17 protein-coding genes are annotated in these 17,481 nt (G+C 72.6%); 9 read left to right on the top strand and 8 right to left on the bottom strand.

What is annotated here, in order from left to right; translation table 11 throughout:
- The first annotated feature begins 19 nt into the window (after nt 1–19).
- The 3 genes from rlmN (at nt 20) to G339_RS0130440 (ending at nt 3,129) form a co-directional block, all read left to right on the top strand.
- Nucleotides 20–1,150: a dual-specificity RNA methyltransferase RlmN gene (rlmN, locus tag G339_RS0130430; protein ID WP_019634849.1), complete on the top strand. Its 1,131-nt coding sequence runs from the start codon at nt 20–22 to the stop codon at nt 1,148–1,150.
- Nucleotides 1,151–1,525: 375 nt separating this feature from the next.
- On the top strand, nt 1,526–2,032 hold the full coding sequence (locus G339_RS37235; protein WP_019634850.1) for a DivIVA domain-containing protein: 507 nt from the start codon (nt 1,526–1,528) through the stop codon (nt 2,030–2,032).
- Nucleotides 2,033–2,094: 62 nt separating this feature from the next.
- Nucleotides 2,095–3,129 carry a YwqG family protein gene (locus G339_RS0130440; protein WP_019634851.1) on the top strand — a complete coding sequence of 345 codons (1,035 nt, stop codon included), beginning with the start codon at nt 2,095–2,097 and terminating at the stop codon, nt 3,127–3,129.
- Between the two features lie 1,154 nt (nt 3,130–4,283).
- Here G339_RS0130440 and G339_RS0130445 read toward each other — a convergent pair.
- Entirely contained in the window at nt 4,284–4,970 is a 687-nt protein-coding gene (locus tag G339_RS0130445; RefSeq protein WP_019634852.1) for a hypothetical protein, read from the bottom strand.
- Nucleotides 4,967–5,923, bottom strand: coding sequence for an ATP-binding cassette domain-containing protein (locus tag G339_RS35880; protein WP_019634853.1), 957 nt, complete (start codon nt 5,921–5,923; stop codon nt 4,967–4,969). The genes G339_RS0130445 and G339_RS35880 overlap by 4 nt, the downstream gene beginning before the upstream one ends.
- Nucleotides 5,924–5,991: 68 nt before the next feature.
- Between G339_RS35880 and G339_RS0130455 the strand changes: the two genes are divergently transcribed.
- On the top strand, nt 5,992–6,408 hold the full coding sequence (locus G339_RS0130455) for an HIT family protein (RefSeq protein ID WP_019634854.1): 417 nt from the start codon (nt 5,992–5,994) through the stop codon (nt 6,406–6,408).
- 1,146 nt (nt 6,409–7,554) lie between these two features.
- Here the strand turns inward: G339_RS0130455 and G339_RS0130460 are convergent.
- Complete coding sequence (locus G339_RS0130460; protein ID WP_019634855.1) at nt 7,555–7,794, bottom strand: type II toxin-antitoxin system TacA family antitoxin; 240 nt, start codon at nt 7,792–7,794, stop codon at nt 7,555–7,557.
- Between the two features lie 152 nt (nt 7,795–7,946).
- Here G339_RS0130460 and G339_RS0130465 point away from each other — a divergent pair, with 152 nt between their 5' ends.
- Genes G339_RS0130465 through G339_RS35885 form a run of 4 tightly spaced genes read left to right on the top strand, consistent with a single transcriptional unit; the run spans nt 7,947 to nt 11,992 of the window.
- Nucleotides 7,947–9,185, top strand: coding sequence for an ABC transporter ATP-binding protein (locus tag G339_RS0130465; RefSeq protein ID WP_019634856.1), 1,239 nt, complete (start codon nt 7,947–7,949; stop codon nt 9,183–9,185).
- A 35-nt stretch (nt 9,186–9,220) separates the two neighbouring features.
- Nucleotides 9,221–10,336 carry a polyamine ABC transporter substrate-binding protein gene (locus G339_RS0130470; RefSeq protein ID WP_019634857.1) on the top strand — a complete coding sequence of 372 codons (1,116 nt, stop codon included), beginning with the start codon at nt 9,221–9,223 and terminating at the stop codon, nt 10,334–10,336.
- A 7-nt stretch (nt 10,337–10,343) separates the two neighbouring features.
- Entirely contained in the window at nt 10,344–11,201 is an 858-nt protein-coding gene (locus tag G339_RS0130475; protein ID WP_019634858.1) for an ABC transporter permease, read from the top strand.
- Nucleotides 11,198–11,992: an ABC transporter permease gene (locus G339_RS35885; protein WP_019634859.1), complete on the top strand. Its 795-nt coding sequence runs from the start codon at nt 11,198–11,200 to the stop codon at nt 11,990–11,992. The genes G339_RS0130475 and G339_RS35885 overlap by 4 nt, the downstream gene beginning before the upstream one ends.
- Here G339_RS35885 and G339_RS0130485 read toward each other — a convergent pair.
- Nucleotides 11,950–12,450 (bottom strand): PH domain-containing protein, encoded by a 501-nt coding sequence (locus G339_RS0130485; protein WP_240489944.1) that lies wholly within the window; start codon nt 12,448–12,450, stop codon nt 11,950–11,952. The two genes, G339_RS35885 and G339_RS0130485, sit on opposite strands and share 43 nt — an antisense overlap.
- A gap of 156 nt (nt 12,451–12,606) precedes the next feature.
- On the opposite strand from G339_RS0130485, the gene G339_RS0130490 reads away from it, so the two are divergent.
- Nucleotides 12,607–13,257 (top strand): hypothetical protein, encoded by a 651-nt coding sequence (locus G339_RS0130490; RefSeq protein WP_019634861.1) that lies wholly within the window; start codon nt 12,607–12,609, stop codon nt 13,255–13,257.
- Here G339_RS0130490 and G339_RS0130495 read toward each other — a convergent pair.
- The 4 genes from G339_RS0130495 to G339_RS0130510 form a co-directional block, all read right to left on the bottom strand.
- Entirely contained in the window at nt 13,212–14,348 is a 1,137-nt protein-coding gene (locus G339_RS0130495) for a hypothetical protein (RefSeq protein ID WP_019634862.1), read from the bottom strand. The two genes, G339_RS0130490 and G339_RS0130495, sit on opposite strands and share 46 nt — an antisense overlap.
- Nucleotides 14,349–14,489: 141 nt before the next feature.
- Nucleotides 14,490–15,356 carry a glutamate ABC transporter substrate-binding protein gene (locus G339_RS0130500; RefSeq protein ID WP_019634863.1) on the bottom strand — a complete coding sequence of 289 codons (867 nt, stop codon included), beginning with the start codon at nt 15,354–15,356 and terminating at the stop codon, nt 14,490–14,492.
- An 11-nt stretch (nt 15,357–15,367) separates the two neighbouring features.
- The gene (locus G339_RS0130505) at nt 15,368–16,831 is read right to left on the bottom strand and encodes a hypothetical protein (RefSeq protein ID WP_019634864.1); all 1,464 of its coding nucleotides are present in this window, start codon (nt 16,829–16,831) and stop codon (nt 15,368–15,370) included.
- The gene (locus G339_RS0130510) at nt 16,828–17,481 is read right to left on the bottom strand and encodes an FHA domain-containing protein (RefSeq protein ID WP_019634865.1); all 654 of its coding nucleotides are present in this window, start codon (nt 17,479–17,481) and stop codon (nt 16,828–16,830) included. Before G339_RS0130510 ends, G339_RS0130505 begins: the two co-directional genes overlap by 4 nt.

Here is a 17,481-nt window from a genome sequence, read left to right on the forward strand (position 1 = left end):
TTGCGACACTGGAAGGACCATGTCTTCCAGCACTGACGCCGCCGCCGCGCGGACGCCCGCGAAACTGGTCTTCGCCGCGCCCCGCCGCGCCAAGCCGCCCCGGCACCTGGCCGACCTCAGCCCGGCGGAGCGGCGCGAGGCCGTCGTCGCGCTCGGCGAGAAGCCGTTCCGCGCCGACCAGCTCTCCCGGCACTACTTCGCCCGGCTCGTGGATGATCCGGCGGAGATGACCGATCTTCCGGCGGCGGCGCGGGACCGGCTGGTCGGCGATCTGCTGCCGCCGCTGCTCAGCCCCGTCCGGGAGCTGGCCTGCGACGACGGGCGCACGCTCAAGACGGTGTGGAAGGCGTTCGACGGAGTCCTGTTCGAGTCGGTGCTGATGCGCTACCCGGACCGGGCGACGATGTGCGTGTCCTCGCAGGCCGGGTGCGGGATGAACTGCCCGTTCTGTGCGACGGGCCAGGCCGGGCTGACCCGCAACCTGTCCACGGCGGAGATCGTGGAGCAGGTCGCGGCGGGTGCGCGGGCGCTGGCGCGCGGGCGGATTCCGGGCGGTCCCGGGCGCGTCTCCAACATCGTTTTCATGGGGATGGGCGAGCCGCTGGCGAACTACCGGTCGGTGATCGGCGCGGTGCGGCGGATCACCGATCCGGCTCCGGCGGGGCTCGGGATCTCGCAGCGGGCGGTGACGGTGTCGACGGTGGGGCTCGTCCCGGCGATCGAGAAGCTGGCGGCCGAGGAGCTGTCCGTCCGGCTCGCGGTGTCGCTGCACGCGCCCGACGACGAGCTGCGCGACGAGCTCGTCCCGATCAACAACCGGTGGAAGGTCGCGGAGGTGCTGGACGCGGCGTGGGCGTACGCCGAGCGCAGCGGCCGCCGGGTGTCGGTCGAGTACGCGCTGATCAAGGACGTGAACGACCAGGCTTGGCGCGCCGACCTGCTGGGACGTCTGCTCAAGGGGCGGCTGGTCCACGTCAACCTGATCCCGCTGAACCCGACGCCGGGGTCGAAGTGGACGGCGTCGCGGCCGCAGGACGAGCGGGAGTTCGTCCGGCGGCTGGAGGCGCACGGCGTCGCGGTGACGGTCCGGGACACGCGGGGCCGGGAGATCGACGGGGCCTGCGGGCAGCTCGCCGCGCAGTCGGGTTGAATCGCGTTCGGCGGCGCGCGGCCGGATGCGGCCAGGTGAAAAACCCGGTCCGCGGGTGGGGATTCTTGTCAGTTCAGGCGAACCGGGTGGCGTCCGCGCAGGTCGGGGCGGGGGGACCGAGTGAGCTTCGGTGTGGTTCGCGGGCGTTCTTGGTACGTTGAGCGTCCGAATCGCCCAGAATTTCGCGCGTAACGTTTCCGGCGGCGCACAGATAGTGCGGCCCGTTCCGCCGTCCGCCCGCCCCGATCCGTGAGATCGGTTGCACGCGTGTCGAACGCCGCGTCAGGCTGGTCGCGTCGCCGCCCGTGGGGGACGGGCGGCCGTGGACAGGTGCGGGGGCACCGCGAGTTCAGGCGAACACTGCTGAGGAGCCGCATGACCCCGAAGGCGACAAAGCGCCCGCCGCTGGCGATGCGCGGGTACTCACCCGCGCAGGTCGACGCGCTGCTGGACCGGCTCGACCGGGCCGGGCAGGGCGGGACGACCGTGCCTGCGGACGAGGTGCGCGAGGCCCGGTTCGACGTGGTGGCGCGCGGCTACGACCGCCGCGCCGTGGACGAGTTGCTGGCCGCTTACTGCGCGGAGCCCGGTGGGTCCGGTGTGCCTGGCGAGCGGCCGGGTGACGCTGGGGCGGCCGCGCTGGCGGAGTGGGTGCGGGGTGCGCGGTTCCGGGCCAGCCGGTTCCGGCCGGGGTTCGACGCGCAGGAGGTGGACGCGTTCCTCGACCGGGTCGTGGCCGGGTTGTGCGGGGACGCGGCACCGGTGGCCGCTGCCGAGGTGCGGAGCGTGCGGTTCACGGTCGTCCGGTTCATGCCGGGTTATGACGGCCGGGAGGTCCACCGGTTCCTGGTCAAGCTCGCCGACGTCCTGGAGCGCGACTGAAGTTATCCACAGCCTCGGCGGAATTTTCGCGGAGCGTGGTCGTGTGGTGAACGCTGGGCGACATGACGTCTCTCAGCGCCCAGCGCCATCGGCTCGGTTCGCTTCTCGGCCTCCATCTCGTGCCCGAGGCGGTGGCGGTCGTTCTGTCCCTGGCCCGTCCCGCGCTGCGGTTGCGGCCGGGGGAGGGGGCGGTGGTGCGGCTCTGCGGCCCGCCGCCGGGGCGTTCGCGGGGGCTGGACGACGCTTCGCTCGGGCTCTTGGCGGGGGTTGACTGCGCGGCGCTCGCGGCGGTGCTCCGGCTGCCGGGCTTTCCGCTGCGGGGGTGGATGTCGTTCCACGGCGGATGCATGCCGGGGCCGCCTGCTGGTGGAGGGGATGGCTGGTGCGTCCGGTGGGACCGTGACGGTGCTGGCGATTCCTTGATGGGCGCGGCCGAGTCCGGCCAGGGGTTGTCGGTGTTGGATTGCGGTGTGACGCCGGTCCTGTCGCCGCCGTCGCCGACGGAGCCGGCCGTTCAGGCGCTGGAGCGAAGGTTCGTTGGTCTCTTAGGCGTTTACGAGGCGGTCTACGAGGCGTGGCGGTGCCATCTGAGTCCGGATGGAGAGCCGGAACATCGCCTCGGTGGGTGGCCTTCACTCGTTGGGGACGATGGCGGGTTCATTCGTTCGCCGGTCAGCGGGCTTGGATTCGCGGGGTCGGTGCTTGCGGCCTCTGAATCCGCTGGATGTGCGGTTGCACAGGTGGGCCTTGACCAGCCCGGATTCGGTGCGTCAACGCGGGCGCTCGTCCAGTCGGCGTCCGACGGGTCTGAGCCCGCTGCGTCAGTGCAGGTCGAGCCGGTGGCGGGCCGGGCCGCTTCGGCCGGGTCCGCGCTCGTCCGATCCGCGCTCGCCCGGCCTGTGCCCGATCGCAGCCTGCTCCTGCAACTCGACAGCGATCCGCGCATCGACCGGTATTGGGGAGAGCCGGGCCGCGTGTTCTTCCATCGTGGTGTGGGTGAGCCCATCAAGGAAACGGCGGCGATGACACAGTCCGCGTACGCCCACCGCGCACGCCCGGACACCGCGTCGCGACGGGACGAACAATGCGCGGCCTGAGAAGCGCGGGCCGGGGCGGACGGCGCGAGCGGGCCAGATCGCGAGCCTCGGCCGACGCACAGCCGTCGAGCGGGGCGGGGATGCCGAGCGGGGTGCCGACCGGGGTGGGGGTGCCGACCGGGGCGTGGATGTCGGTCGAGACGGGGTCACCGGCCGAAGCGGGGAGGCCGATCGAAGCGGGGATGGCAGCCGAGGCGGGGATGCCGGCCGAAAGGAATAGGCCGGTCGGAACGCGGGCTCTGGTTGAAACGCGTGCGGCAGCCAGGACGCGGGCGGCAGCCAAGGCGCGGGCGCTGGCGAAACACGAGCGTCGGTCGGACGGTGCGCGAGCTGAGGGAAGCGGGAACCGCGCCGGGCGTCATGCATCTGTTCCTTTACTGCCGACCAGCACGCTGTCGGCCAGGCTTTCCGCTGGCGACGCGTCTGGTGGCGCTGCTGATGGCCAGCGTGTTGCAGGGCACGACGCTCGCGCGCGGGGAAGCCGCGCGGTTCCCGACATCGGGCGGGTGCGGAGGAAACGGCGCTTCCGCATTGGCGGAGCCTGGTTTTCGCGAGAGTGCGGGAGTGGCAGACATGCGCGAACACAGGTGCGCGTCGAATCACGTGCGCGAGTCAAAGAGCGTCAGCATGGGGCGGGGCATGGCACGTCGCCTGGTTGGCGTCTGTGGACGTGCGCGCGGCGTCGCGGGAGGCGTGCGGAAGGGAGGCACAGACGAATTCATGTGAGAGATGCGTGACCAGGCCGCGCACATGTATCTGGCTCGGCGTGCGTGATCGAAGCGCGTGGGTCGGGCGGAGACGGTGCGGCTCCGCAGAGGGCGCGGGGCGGGCGACCGGGTGGCGTACGCATCTTGAGCTTGGGTCGCGCTGCCGGTGGGCGCAGGTCGGGTGATTGACGGCGTGCGGATTCAACGCGGTGCGGTCGTGGCGAGAAGAACGGTGGCCGGGAGCGCTATCCAGCAGAGAAAGCGAAGCGCGTTGCTGAAGGACGCGTGTGCGAAGCGAACGCTGGGGGGTCGATGGCATGCGAGTTGAGGGAGAGTGCGAGTGGCGATGACGAAAAGGGTTCTGGCCGTGGTCCGGGGAACTGGCGGAGCGCGTTACCGGGGAATGCGCCCCTGGGATTACGGGACGGGTGGTCGGGGGGAGTCGGGTTAGGGGCGGGTGCGCGTCGCGGTGAGGTAGGCGGTGGTCGCGACGGCCGTCCAGAGGAACAGGTGCAGGGCGGTGCCGGGGAATGCGGCCGTGAACGAGGTGGGGCCGTCGTGGGCTGCCTTCGTCCAGGCGATGACCGGGATGGAGAGCCATGTCAGGGAGCTGAGGTTCAGCAGGATCACGGCCGTGAGCAGGCACAGGAGGACCAAGACGGAGGTCGCGGCGCGGGGCATGAGCGTCTGGGCCGTCCAGGCGCCGAGGGCGGTCGCGGCCAGGCAGGCGAGGAAGGTGAGTGCGGCTCCGGCGAGGAGCGCGGATGCGGGGACGTCGGCGTCCATCGCCTGGATCAAGGGGAGCGGTAGGACTATGACGGCGAGCGCGAGGTTCGCGATCGACGCGGCGGCGAGGTCGGCGACGTGCGTGCGGCGGGTCGCCATGAAGGACAGGTCGCGTTGCGCGTCCGGCTGGGTGTTGATCAGGTTTCGGGCGGCGAGTGCCCAGATCGGGAACATGAACGCGGGGACGTCGCCCAGCTCGCCGGTGCCCAGCCGGAGTCGCACGTCCGGAAGTCCCGCTGGCCATTGGGTCAGGGCCAGGGCCATGAGCAGGACCATCGGGATCACCGCGTAGAGGACGCGGGATGACCGCAGATAACCGGCCAGGAGGAAACGGATGAGTGCGATCACGGCAGTCTCCGGACGCGGTGGCCGTCGGCGCGCAGGCGCGTTTCGAGGGCGTCCGCCTCCCTGGTGGCGACCGTCACTTCGAGGATGGTCTGCTCCTCCTGCTTAGCGGACGCGTCCGGACGCGTGGGGTCTGCGGGCCTTGCTCGTTGCTCGTTCGGTTTCCGCGCGCCGGGTGCGGTCACCGCAGCGGTGTCCGAGCTGGCGTCGTCGTTCGTTTCCCTCGGATCTGCGGTTTCCCTGGGGACTGCCGTTCCCCTGCGGTCTGCGGTTTCCCTGGGGTCTGCGTCCTCTGACGTTTTTGGCGGGTGCGCGTCGGGGTTGGCACCGAGCGCGGCGAGAGAGGCATCGAGCGCGGCGAGAGGGGTGACCGTGGCGTTGGCGACGCGGAGGCGGGGGAGGGCGGGGAGGTGGTCCAGGACGCGTTGATGGTCGCTGACGATGACGGTCGCGCCGCGTTCGGCGTGCTCGGTGAGCAGTGCGGGCAGGGCGTCGCGGGTGCGCGCGTCGAGACCGGCGAACGGCTCGTCCAGGATGAGCAGGCCGGGGTCGCCCAGGAAGGCCTGGGTGAGGCCGATCTTCTGCGCGCTGCCCTTGGAGAGGTCGGGTAGGCGGACGTCCAGAAGGCGCGTGTACTCCAGTCGCTCGGCCCAGTCGGTGACGACGTGCTTCGGGACGCGGCGGAGCGCGGCCGCGTGGGCGAGGTACGACCGGACGGTGAACGGCTGGGCGACGGGGAAGCGTTCGGGCGCGTACCCCACGCGGGCCGGGCGGCCGGTGACCGAGCCGCGCCGAGGTCGGCGCAGGCCCGCCAGGACGCGGAGCAGCGTGGACTTGCCCGAGCCGTTCCCGCCGGTCACCTCGATGATCCGGCCGGACGGGACGTCGAGGGTCACGCCGCGCAGGACCCAGGGGCCGCGGCGGCGGTAGCGGAAGGCGACATCGTCGAGGCGCATCGCAGCCGCACGCTAGCGACCGGCGTGTAAGCGGGTCGTCAAGCCGGTTCGGGCGGACAATGCCGGGCATGACCGACTGCCTGTTCTGCGAGATCATCGCGGGGACGCGGCCCGCGCACCGCGTCCTCGACGCCCCCGACGCGGTCGCGTTCCTGGACGTCCGGCCGCTGTTCAAGGGGCACACGCTCGTGGTCCCGCGCGTCCACCGGGAGACGCTGGTCGACCTGCCGGAGGCGGAGGTCGGCCCGCTGTTCGCCCACGCCCGCCGTCTGGCGGCCGCGATGGAGACGGCACTGGACGCGGCGGGCTCGTTCGTCGCGGAGAACAACCGGATCAGCCAGAGCGTCCCGCACCTGCACGTCCATGTCGTCCCACGCAACCCGAAGGACGGCCTGCGCGGTTTCTTCTGGCCCCGTCACAAGTACGAGTCCGAGGATGAGGCGGCCGAGTACGCGGCCCGCCTGCGCGCGGCCCTCGAATCCTGAGCCGCGGGCTGGAGAGCGGCCACCCGGTGAGCAGCGGACTGCTGGGCCGCATCCGGCATGAGGCGCGGCGCTCCCACGCTCGACGCGCGCGTTGTGACGCTCGGCAGGTCGCGCGCCCAGAGGGCTTAGTAAGACGTGGCGAGGTCTCTCGGGTCGGCGCGCACTGGTCTGTTCTCGCAGGTCGGGCGGAGGTCCGCGAGTGGAACGGAGCGTGGCGCGGTCTCCCGGGTCGGCGCGCGTCGGTCCATTTCCGCAGGTCGGGCAGAGGTCTGCGGGTGGAGCGGTGCGTGGTGTGGTCTCTCGGGGTGACGCGCGTGGGTTTGTTCCCGCAGTCGGGTAGACGTCCGCGAGCGAAACGGGAGCATCATGGTCACGGTGTCTTGGCTGCTTGCATGATGGGCTTGCTGGGGTCTTCGACGCTCCACGACGACGATGCGTCCATTGCGAGGGCAGGCTGTGGCACGGGCCTCGGGCTTCCGAGCCGTTGCGTGGGGAGTGCCATCGCGTTGGGGCTGTGACCTGGCTGACCGCGTCGAGGTCGTCTGCGCGCGCGTCGGGTGGTTCGGTGAAGTTGTGCAGGTCGCGCTTGGGACGTAGACGCGCACGTGACGGATGCTGCGGATTTCCTGGCTTCGGCCCGGTGGCTCTGCCACGGAATCGGTGTGGGTGACGCGTCCGGCGCCTCGCCTGCGGGATCAGTGTTCGCGCAAGGATCGCCGGAACTCGCGATGTGGGAACCCGGTGCTGCGGGCGGCTGCGGACTCAGTCCGATTGCAGGGGCTCCGGCGCGTGAGTTGGTGTGTGGGTGGGGTGGCCCGTGAGGCCGTCGTCTGTTGAGCGGTGTGTCGTGTGGGCGGCGGGGCCGTTCGGGGTTGTGATCCGTGATGTGCGACGTGGTGTGCGGGTCGGGTGGGGGCGCGCCTGCGCCGGGGGCGTTCGATGCGGGCGGGGCGCTTTTCGAGGAGCGGCCGGGCAGGGGCGGTTCGGGTGATGGGCCGTGTGGTTGCGGCCGGGTTTCTCGCGCGGGGCTGGTCTGCGGTGTTCCCGGGGTGGGGCGGTGGTCTCGGGTTTGGCCGAGTGGTCGGGTGGTTGGTGGCGTTGTTTGGGTGGGGTGGGGTTTTGCTGCCGTGTGGGGGTTCGGGTGGGTCAGGTGTTCATGGTCAGGAAGACCGTGAAGGGGGTCAGGTCGGGGTCGGGGAGTGGGGGCGCGATCGTCGCGGCGTGGGTGTGGAGGTCTCGTTCCGCTCGGTCCAGGGCGGTGGACAGGACGTACTCGGCGACCGTCCAGCCGAGGAGGGCGGCGGCCTCGTGGAGGACCAGGTGCTGTTCGGGGGAGATGCGGAACTCGACGGACTCGGAGCGGGGAGCGGGAACCGACTCGGGCATGGCCGGTCTCCTTCCTGGCAGCACCTCAAAATACGACGCGCCAGTGCGCGCTGGCATCCCCCGGATGGATGAGTAGCCGGGATTCGAGGGATATGGCGGGAAATGGGATAGTGGCGTCCGGATCGCGTGCTCAACGGGGACGGGGGTGCAGGGTGCAGAACGGCGTTCCCGCGATCGGCCTCCGCGACGTCGCCAAGGCGTTCCCCGGGCGCGGCGGGACGGTTCCCGCGCTGCGCGGCGTCGACCTGGCGGTCGCGGCGGGCGAGTTCTTCTCGGTGCTCGGCCCGTCCGGCTGCGGGAAGACGACGCTGCTGCGCGTCGTCGCGGGGTTCGAGACGCCCGACCGGGGCGAGGTCCGGCTCGACGGCGCGTCCGTGGACGGCGTGCCGCCGGAGCGGCGGGACGTCAACACGGTGTTCCAGTCGTACGCGCTGTTCCCGCACATGAACGTTTTCGACAATGTCGCGTTCGGGCTGCGCAGGCGCGGCGTCGGGCGCGCGGAGGTCCGCGAGCGCGTCGGGCGGATGCTGGAGGTCGTCGAGCTGACCGGCCGGGAGAAGGCGCGCCCGGACGCGCTGTCGGGCGGGCAGCGACAGCGCGTCGCGCTCGCCCGCGCGTTGGTGAACCGGCCGCGCGCCGTGCTGCTGGACGAGCCGCTCGCCGCGCTGGACCTGCGGCTCAGACAGGCGATGCAGGGCGAGTTGAAACGCGTCCAGCGCGAGGTGGGCGTGACGTTCGTGCTGGTCACGCACGACCAGGGGGAGGCGCTGGCCATGTCCGACCGGGTCGCGGTGATGAATGACGGCCGCATCGAGCAGGTCGGCACACCCCGGGAGGTCTACGAGCGGCCCCGGACGCGGTTCGTCGCCGGGTTCGTCGGCACGTCGAACCTCATCGCGGGCCGCGTTACCGAATGGAGGCCGGAGGGCGCGGTGCTGGCGTTCGGCGCGGACGGCCGGGTCGTCGTTCCGGACGCGTCCGCGCGCTCCGGCGAGCCGCTGGAGATCGCCGTGCGGCCGGAGAAGATCGGCATCGGCCGGGACCGACCGGATGACGCGCGCTGCGCATTGCGGGGCACCGTCGCCGACGTCGGGTACCTCGGCGCGTCCACGACGTACAGCGTCGCGACGGCGGCCGGGGACGTCGTCGTCTACGCGCAGAACGACGACGCGACCCGCACACCGGCCGCGCGCGGCGACAGGGTTTGGGTCTCCTGGCACCAGCGCCACTCCTACGCGCTCGACGCCGCCTCGCACGACGACACGAACCCGGACGCCGACCGGCGACCACCGACGCGGTCGGGAGGAGGTCCGGACGGCGCGGTGCGGTCGGATGCGGAGGCGGACGGGTCGGCGCGGTCCGGTGCGGCGCGCCGGGGTGGTGTCGCGTGAGGCGGCGGGGGTTTCTTGCGGCGGCCGGAACGGTCATGGCCGCGAGCGCGTGCGGTGTGAAGGGGCGCGGGAAGGCGCCCGACGCGGACTTCTGGCGCGGCAAGCGCGCCGCCGGAAAGCTGAGCTGGGCCAACTGGCCCGGCTACATGCAGGACGACCAGGCGACGATCAAGGCGTTCGAGCGGGACAGCGGCGTCCGGGTGACCTACCGCGAGGTCATCGAGGAGACCGGCCCCTGGTTCGGGAAGATCCAGGCTCCGCTGGCCGCGCACCAGTCGATCGGTTTCGACCTGATGGTCCTGACGAACGGCATCCAGCTCGAGAAATGCCGCAGGCTCGGATATCTGGCGCCGCTCGATCACGCCAGGCTGCCGAACTTCGAGAAGTACGCCGGGCCCGGATTCAAGAACCCGTCGTTCGATCCGGGCAACGCGTTCACCGTCCCGTACGAGTCGGGCGTCACGGGTATCGCGTACAACACGCGGTACGTGAAAGAGGAGATCACGAGCATCGCGCAGCTCTTCGACCCGAAGTACAAAGGCCGCGTCGGGATGATGAGCGATTCGCAGGAACTCGGTTCGTTCGGCGTTTTCGCGGTCGGCGCGGACCCGGAGAAGAGCACCCCGGACGACTGGCGGCGGGCGGCCGCGAAGCTCAGGCGGCAGCGTGATGACGGCATCGTCCGCAAGTACTACGAGCAGGACTACGTGGACGCCGTCAGCAAGGGCGAGGTCTGGCTGACGATGGCGTGGTCCGGTGACGTCTACACGATGGCCGGGCCGGACGTCGCGTTCGTCGTGCCGGAAGAAGGCGGCACGAGCTGGACCGACAATCTGTGCATTCCCAGCACCGCCGAGCATCCGGTGGACGCGCTGACGCTCATGGACTGGCTGTACGTCCCCGAGCACAACGCCCCGCTCACCGAGTTCGTCAACTACATCACGCCCGTCCCGGACACCCGCCGGATCATCCGGGCCGACGCGCAGAAAGCGTCCGGCAAGAAGGCGAAGGAGCTGACCCGCCTCGCCGACAGCCCGCTCGTCTTCCCGAACGCGGACGAACTGGCGAGACTGCGCCGCTACCGCCGCCTGACGCAGGACGAGGAACCCGTCTACCAGCGCGCGTTCGAGCCCATTCCGCGGGGAGCGTGACGCGCGCGTGGCGCGGCGCGGCCGGTTCGCCCCGTACCTGCTCGTCCTGCCGGGCGGGCTGTGGCTCCTGGCGTTCTTCCTGATTCCGATGACGCTGATGGCGTCGCTGTCCCTGCAGTCGGGCAATCTGATCGACGGGTTCCGCCAGACGTTCCACTGGCAGAACTACCGAGACGGCATCGGCGTGTACGGCGGCGTCCTGGCGAGGTCTCTCGGCTACGCGCTGGCCGCCACGGTCGCGTGCGCCGTCCTGTCCTATCCGGCCGCCCACTGGATCGCGTTCCGCGCCGGACGCCACAAGACCCGGTACCTGTTCCTGCTGGTCGTCCCGTACTTCGTGTCGTTCGTGCTGCGGACGTTCGCGTGGCGGCAGGTCCTCACCGACGACGGCCCGCTGCTCGGCCCGCTGAAGGACCACGGTCTGCTCCCGACGGACTTCCGCGTCCTCGACACCGGCTTCGCCGTGATCGCGGGCCTGACGTACAACTTCCTGCCGTTCATGGCGCTGCCGATCTACGTCGCGCTGGAACGCGTCGACCGGAGCCTGCCCGAGGCCGCCCGCGACCTGTACGCGGGCCGGGCGGCGGCGTTCGCGCGCGTCCTGCTGCCGCTGTCGCTGCCGGGCGTGTTCGCGGGCGCGGTCCTGACGTTCGTGCCGATGGCGGCGGACTACGTCAACGCCGAGGTGCTGGGCGGCCCGGACGACACGATGGTCGGCGGCGTGGTGCGCGCCGAGTACTTCGACAACGGCGCGTACCCGACCGCGTCGGCGCTGTCGTTCACGCTGATGGCGGTGCTGCTCGTCGCCGTCCTGGCGTACGCCCGCGCGCTCGGCGCCCGCAACGTGCTCGGGGACGCCGCGTGATCGGCCGCGCCTACACGTGGCTGCTGCTCGGCTGGCTGCTGCTGCCCGTCGCGGTGATGGCGCTGTTCGCGTTCAACGACACCGAGAACCGCGGCAACACCCGCTGGCAGGGCTTCACGCTGCGCTGGTACCAGCACCTGTTCGACCGGCCCGACCTGACGCGCGCGTTCGCGACGTCCGTCGTGCTGGCGCTCGTCTCGACGGCCGTCGCGACGGTCCTCGGCACGCTCGCGGGCCTCGCGCTCGGCCGGTACCGGTTCCGGGGGCGCGGCGCGGTGAACGTCGTCGTGCTGATGAGCGTCGCCTGCCCGGAACTGGTGCTCGGCGCGGCGCTGCTGTCGATGTTCGTGACGCTGAACGTGCCGCGCGGCTTCCCGACGCTCGTCGCCGCGCACGTGCTGTTCTCGCTGGGGTTCGTCGCGGTGACGGTCCGGGCGCGCGTCGCGGGCCTGGACCCGGCCGTGGACGAGGCCGCCCGCGACCTCGGCGCGGGCCCGTGGGCGCGGTTCCGGCTCGTCACGCTGCCGATGATCGCGCCGGGCGTCGCGGCGGGCGCGCTGCTGGCGTTCGCGATGTCGATCGACGACGTCGTCGTCACCGGCTTCACCGGCGGCTCGACCGTCACGTTCCCGGTGTGGGTGTACGGCGCGACCAAGACGGGCGTGCCGCCGCAGGCGAACGCGCTCGGCACGCTGCTGTTCGCGGCCGGGGCGCTGGCCGCGCTGGCGGCGTCGCGGCGGCGGCCCCGTCAGTCGTCCGAGCCGAAGATCACCGAGGAGATCTCCAGGTAGAGCTGCTCGGGGTACGGCACGAACCCGATCTCCTTGAGCGCGTGCCACTGCCCGCTGGTCTGCAGCTCGAAGTCGCCGTAGCCGAGCGTCCGGCCGAGGACCGTGCGGGTCAGCTTGATGTCGTCGACGTGGCTGAGCGGCGCCATGCCCACGTTGCGGTTGATGATCCCCGACACCGCCATGATCCGGTGCTCGGTGACGAGGAAGAAGTCGATCGACCACGACAGGATCTTCCACAGCAGGTACCCCAGGGCGATCAGCCAGAGCCACCACACGAGCCAGAGGCCGGTGACCACCGACACCGCGCCGCAGACCAGCAGCGCGCCCACCGCGACCGACGCGGCGGGCAGCAGGACCGCGGGGTGCTTGCGCACCGCGATCACCCGGCCCTCGTACGACATGAGGTACTTGTCGATGATCCGCGACTCGGAGTCGCGGCGGACCATCAGGTCTTGCATATTCACGCTGGGCGCACCCTCGTCCGTCCGTGGGGGTAACCACCGTAGCCGACCGCGCGGGACGGGCGGGAGCGGCCGGGCGGCGGCCGTCCGGTCCCGGCCGGGCCGTTCCCGCGCGGCCTTGTGCGGCTCGGGCCCGCGTCCGAAGATGGGCGCATGGACGGCCGCGTGGACCTCGTTCCGGACCCGTCGCAGCTCCCGCCGGGCGGCGGCCCGGCCAACGCCCGGGGGACGGGCGGGGAGTTCGTCCCCGACGTCACCGGGCGGCCCGTCTGGCGGCTGCTGGTGCGCGGGCTCGGCCTGTACCTGCCCGGCTGGCGCGCGCCCGCCGGGGCGGTCGGCGTCGCGTGCGGCGCCGCGGGCCCGCCCGCGTTCCTGACGGGCGACGCCGGGTTCGGGCTGCAGCTCGCGCGGCGGGCGCGCGGCCTGGAGCCGGACCGGGAGATCTACGTGCGGGGCCGCGCCGACCCGAGCTTCGGGATCGTCATCGCCGGCCCCGCCGAGGCCGCCGGGACGCGGATCGTGGACGCGGCCGCGCTGCTGCGGTTCGCGCGCCGCCTCACCTTCGAGGAACTCGTCCACGACGACGACGCCGACTCGGTGCCGTACGCGGTGCGCGCGGCGCGGGCCGTGGAGAACGTCGTCCTGCTGGACCGCGCGGCCGGGGTCGGGCTGTGCGCCGAGGTGGACCCGCGCACGCGCGTGCCGCGCTGCCCGGTGTTCGTGCGGATCGGGCCGCCGGACGACCGGCGGGTCCGCGCCTACGCGCCCGCCCCCGCGCCCCAGGCCGTCAGGTCCCAGACCTGATGCGGCGGTAGCAGCCGGAGCCGCCGGACGGCCGCGACCGGGTCGAAGAAGACCTCGTCGCTCTCCAGTTCCAGGTTCTGGTCGGGCGTGAGGACGGCGCACAGCAGTTCGTCGCGGGTGCGGACGGCCAGCAGCGGGCCGATCTGCGCGACCGCGCCCGTGGACTCGAAGACGGTGCGCAGCAGGGCCTTCAGCGCGGCCTCGTCCTCGGGGGCGCGGGCCGCGCCGTCGCGGGCGAGGCCGGGCCGCAGGTCGGTGCCGGTGGAGATGAGCAGCGCGGTGAACGTGCCGCCGAGGTCGGCGACGTGGCGTCCGCCGAGGAAGTAGCGGCGGCGCTCGCCCTCGGCCGCGCCGTCGGCGTGCTCGCCGGTGCGGAACCGGACCTCCAGGCCGCTCGCGCGGACGGCGCGCTCGTAGACCTCGGTGAGGATGTCGCGGATCTGCGCGTCCCGCGTCCACAGGCGGCCGGTCGCGCGGACGCCGGAGTCGGGGGAGCGGCCCGCGAGCGCCCCGGCGACGGCGTCGTCCAGCTCGCCCTCGGTGAGCTGGAGCAGTTCGCCGACGACGTCCTCGATCTCCTCCAGCGTGCGGGTGAGGGTGCGCTGGAGTTCGAGCATCTCGCCGCCACCGCGCGCGAGGTCGGCGAGGCGGTCCAGCGCGGTGTCCACCTTGTCCTCGACGGCGGCGCCGCCCGCGCGGTCCAGCGCGCGGACCGCGCCCTCGACCTCGCCCAGCTTGCGGCGCAGCGCGGCGAGCGTCACCCGCTGCTGCTCCAGGTCGGTCATCCGGCCCGCCTGCGCGCGGACGTGGGCGTCGGCGCGGTGGACGAGCTCGGCGAGGTCCGCGACCTGCCCGGCGTTGTCGCGGACGCGCGAGTCCAGGCCGGGCAGGACGTCGTCGCGGACCCGCGACAGCTCGGCGGTCAGCCGCTCGCCCGCGGTCGCCAGCGCCTCGTTCTGCCGGGCGATCTGGTCGCCCAGCGCGTTGATCTGGCGGGCGAACGCGCGTTCGCGGTCCCGGCCGCGCCGACCCGCGTCCAGTTCGAGGACTCCGACCACGACGCACATCACCACCAGGACGATGGTCGTCATGTCGCTCCTCGCACCAGATGTGAGGACAAGAACGGATTTTGGCCGCGACCATAACCTACGATCTTGTGTGACGTCCGGTACTTACGTAACCGCCTGATATCACTGACCGTTTCGCGGCCGAGATCTCTACCGCGCGTCCGGTCAGTCGCAGCCCTCGAACTGCGGCACGGTCGTCGTCACCTGAAGCCCGACCGGCCCGAACCACTGCTTGAGCAGCTTCGCGGCCGTCCCGTCCTGGTACATCGTGGTGATCGCCTTGTTCACCGCCTCGCAGCCGTCCACGTCGTCACGGGCCAGCCCGACGCCGTACGGCTCGTCGGAGATCGGCGCGTTGACGATCCGCAGCGGCGCGCCGCCGTCCTTCGCCGACTGCGCGGCCATGCCCGCCAGGATCAGGTCGTCCGTGGACACCGCGTCCAGCGCGCCGGACTGCAGCTTGGTCAGGCACTCGCCGTAGGTGTCGGCCTTCACCGAGACCGCCGCGACGCCCCGCTCGCGGGTGACGCGCGGGAACGACACCGAGCCCGGCACGTCGCACAGCCGCTTGCCCTTGAGGTCGCGGACGTTCTTGATCGACGTGTCCGAGCGGCGGACGAGGATGTCCTGGTGCGCGACGTAGTACGGCCCCGCGAACGTCACCTGCGTCTTGCGCTCCGGCGTCACCGAGTAGGACGCGATGACCATGTCCACGTCGTGCGCGCGCAACATCTTCTCGCGCGTCGCGGACGTCACCGGCCGGAACGCGACCTTGCCCGCGGGCACGCCGAGCCGCTTGGCGATCTCCCGCGCGACGTCCACGTCGAACCCGCTGTAGGTCGAGCCGGTGCGCATCCCGAGGCCCGGCTTGTCGGGGCTCATCCCGATCACCAGCTCGTCCTTGCGGGCGACCGAGTCGCCGTCCGCGCCCGCGACCGCGCAGCCGCCGGCCGCCAGCAGCGCGAGCGCCGCGCAGGCCGCGCCGGACCGGCGGGCGAGGGCCCGGGTCGAAGCGCCCGTCCAAGCGAGCATCGTGTGCCTCCTCATCGGTACTCCGCCAGCCGGGGCCGCACGCCGAGCAGCACCAGCGCCGCCACCAGCAGGCCCGCGACGGGCAGGCCCCACTCCCAGTGCCGCGTCCCGCCGTCGCCGTCGCGGACCGCGTCGTCGAACACGTCGCGGTGGATCTGGACGAGCTTGACCAGCGAGCCGTCGTACGCGGCGAAGTCCGCCGCCGACGACCCGGCCGTCCGGCCGAGCCGCGCCCGGATCGCCTCGTCCCGGCGGCCCGCCTCGACCAGGCCGCGGATGCGGTGGTCGTCGGCCTGGAACGTCCGGTAGGCCGCGATGACCTTCGCCAGCGCGGCGTCCTGGCCCGCGATGCCGCGCTGCGCCGCCTCGGTGCCGAGGAAGCCGAGGAAGCCCGTCCGGCCCCGCTGCCGCTGGACGGCGTCGTTGTAGGCGGCGAGGTTGCCCGCCTTCAGGTACAGCACCGACTGGGACTTGCTGAGGAACACCTGCTCGTAGGTGTCGGCGCGGCCCGGGTCGAGCAGGTAGCGGGTCTGGTCGGCGTTGGCGCTGTTGCCGATCGCGCGGGCGCGCGACAGGGACAGGATCGAGTCGAACCCGTCCTCCTTGGCGCGCTTCAGGTGGGCGGACTGCGCGGACAGGGTGACCGCGCCGAACGCGGTCAGCGCGACCGCGACGAGCGTCGCCAGCGCCAGCGGCGGGTTCAGGACGCGCCGGAACCGCCGCGTCAGGAACACCTGGAGCGCCAGCAGCAGCACGACCAGCACCGCCCCGGCCGCGACCACCGCGATGACGCCGTTGCGGACGGCCGCGCGCTCGTCCTCGTAGGTGTGCCGGACGAGCGTGCCGTTGTCGAGCGTCAGGTTGTACGCCTTCGGCAGCACGTCCAGTTTCATGATGTCGCTGGCCTGCCGGTACAGGTCCAGGACGCGCTGCGACGGAGGCCCGGCGGTGTGCCCGAACTGCTGGTCCAGCAGCAGCGCCTGCCCGGCGAGGCGCTCGTAGTCGCCGAGGGCGATCACGACCTCCTGCGCGGTGGCGTTCTCCGACGGCTCGTCCGCGAGCTTGGCGGCCTGCAGCAGCGCCGTCGCGGCCTTGGCGTGGTTCTGCTCGTAGCGGGCGAGCGCCTGCGCGCGGGTCGCGCCGAGGCCCTGCGAGCCGCCGATGAGCAGCGCGTTGGCGAGCTGCGCGTCCATGTCGGTGAGCTGGAAGTACAGGTCGCTGGTCGCGACGACCTGCGGGCCCGCGTCGTGCCCGATCACCCGCATCCCGTGCCGGGCGTCCGCGACGGCGTTCCACGTCACCGCGAGCGTCACCGCCAGCGCGACGACGACCAGCGCGGCGAGCGCGCGGACGCGGGCGGCGGCGGTGCGCGGCACGAGCCGGGCGGGGCCGCGCCGCCGGACGGGGCCGCGCGGCTCCCGGCGGGCGGGCGGCGCGGCGGCGGCCTGCTGGACGGCCTGCGGGACGGCGGTCATCGGGTCTCCCGGAGCGTGATCGTGGTCCAAGCGCCCACGTGGATGCGGTCGCCGTCGCCGACCGGGATCTCCACGTTGAGCGGGATCGGGTCGGCGGCGCCGTTCAGGCAGGTCCGGTTGGTGGAGCCGGGGTCGACGAGCGCCCACCCGCGCTCGCGGGCGAGCAGCACCGCGTGCGTGCGGGACACGCCGGGGTCGCCGGGCGGCTCGCGCAGGTCGATCTCCGGCGGCGGCCCGGCGGACCCGCGCCGCCCGATGCGGACCTCCGGGCCGGTCAGCGGGACGCGGCGCTCGGGGTTGTACGGCGGGAACGTCAGGCCGCTGACGTCCGGGCCGTCCCCGGCGAGGACCGTCGCGAAGTAGTCGCGGTCGGCGGCGACGACCGCGACCCAGCCGGCCGGGCGGTCCGCCGGTCCGGGGGCCGGGGTGGGCTTTCCGCCGCCCGTCGCGAAGTCGTAGCCGCAGTTCTCGCAGAACCGGTCCGCGCCGGGCGTGCCGCAGTCCGGGCAGGTCGCGCCCGTGCGGACCGGCGCGGGGCGGACCGGCGCGGGGCCGGGCGGGTGCGCGGCGGGCGCGCCGCCGATCCGCTCCCCGCAGACGTCGCAGTAGTCGGCGGCGGCCGAGGCGTGCCCGGCCGGGCAGGTCGCCAT

Origin of the sequence: Actinomadura atramentaria DSM 43919, from assembly GCF_000381885.1 — a bacterium.
Classification (GTDB): Bacteria; Actinomycetota; Actinomycetes; order Streptosporangiales; family Streptosporangiaceae; genus Spirillospora; species Spirillospora atramentaria.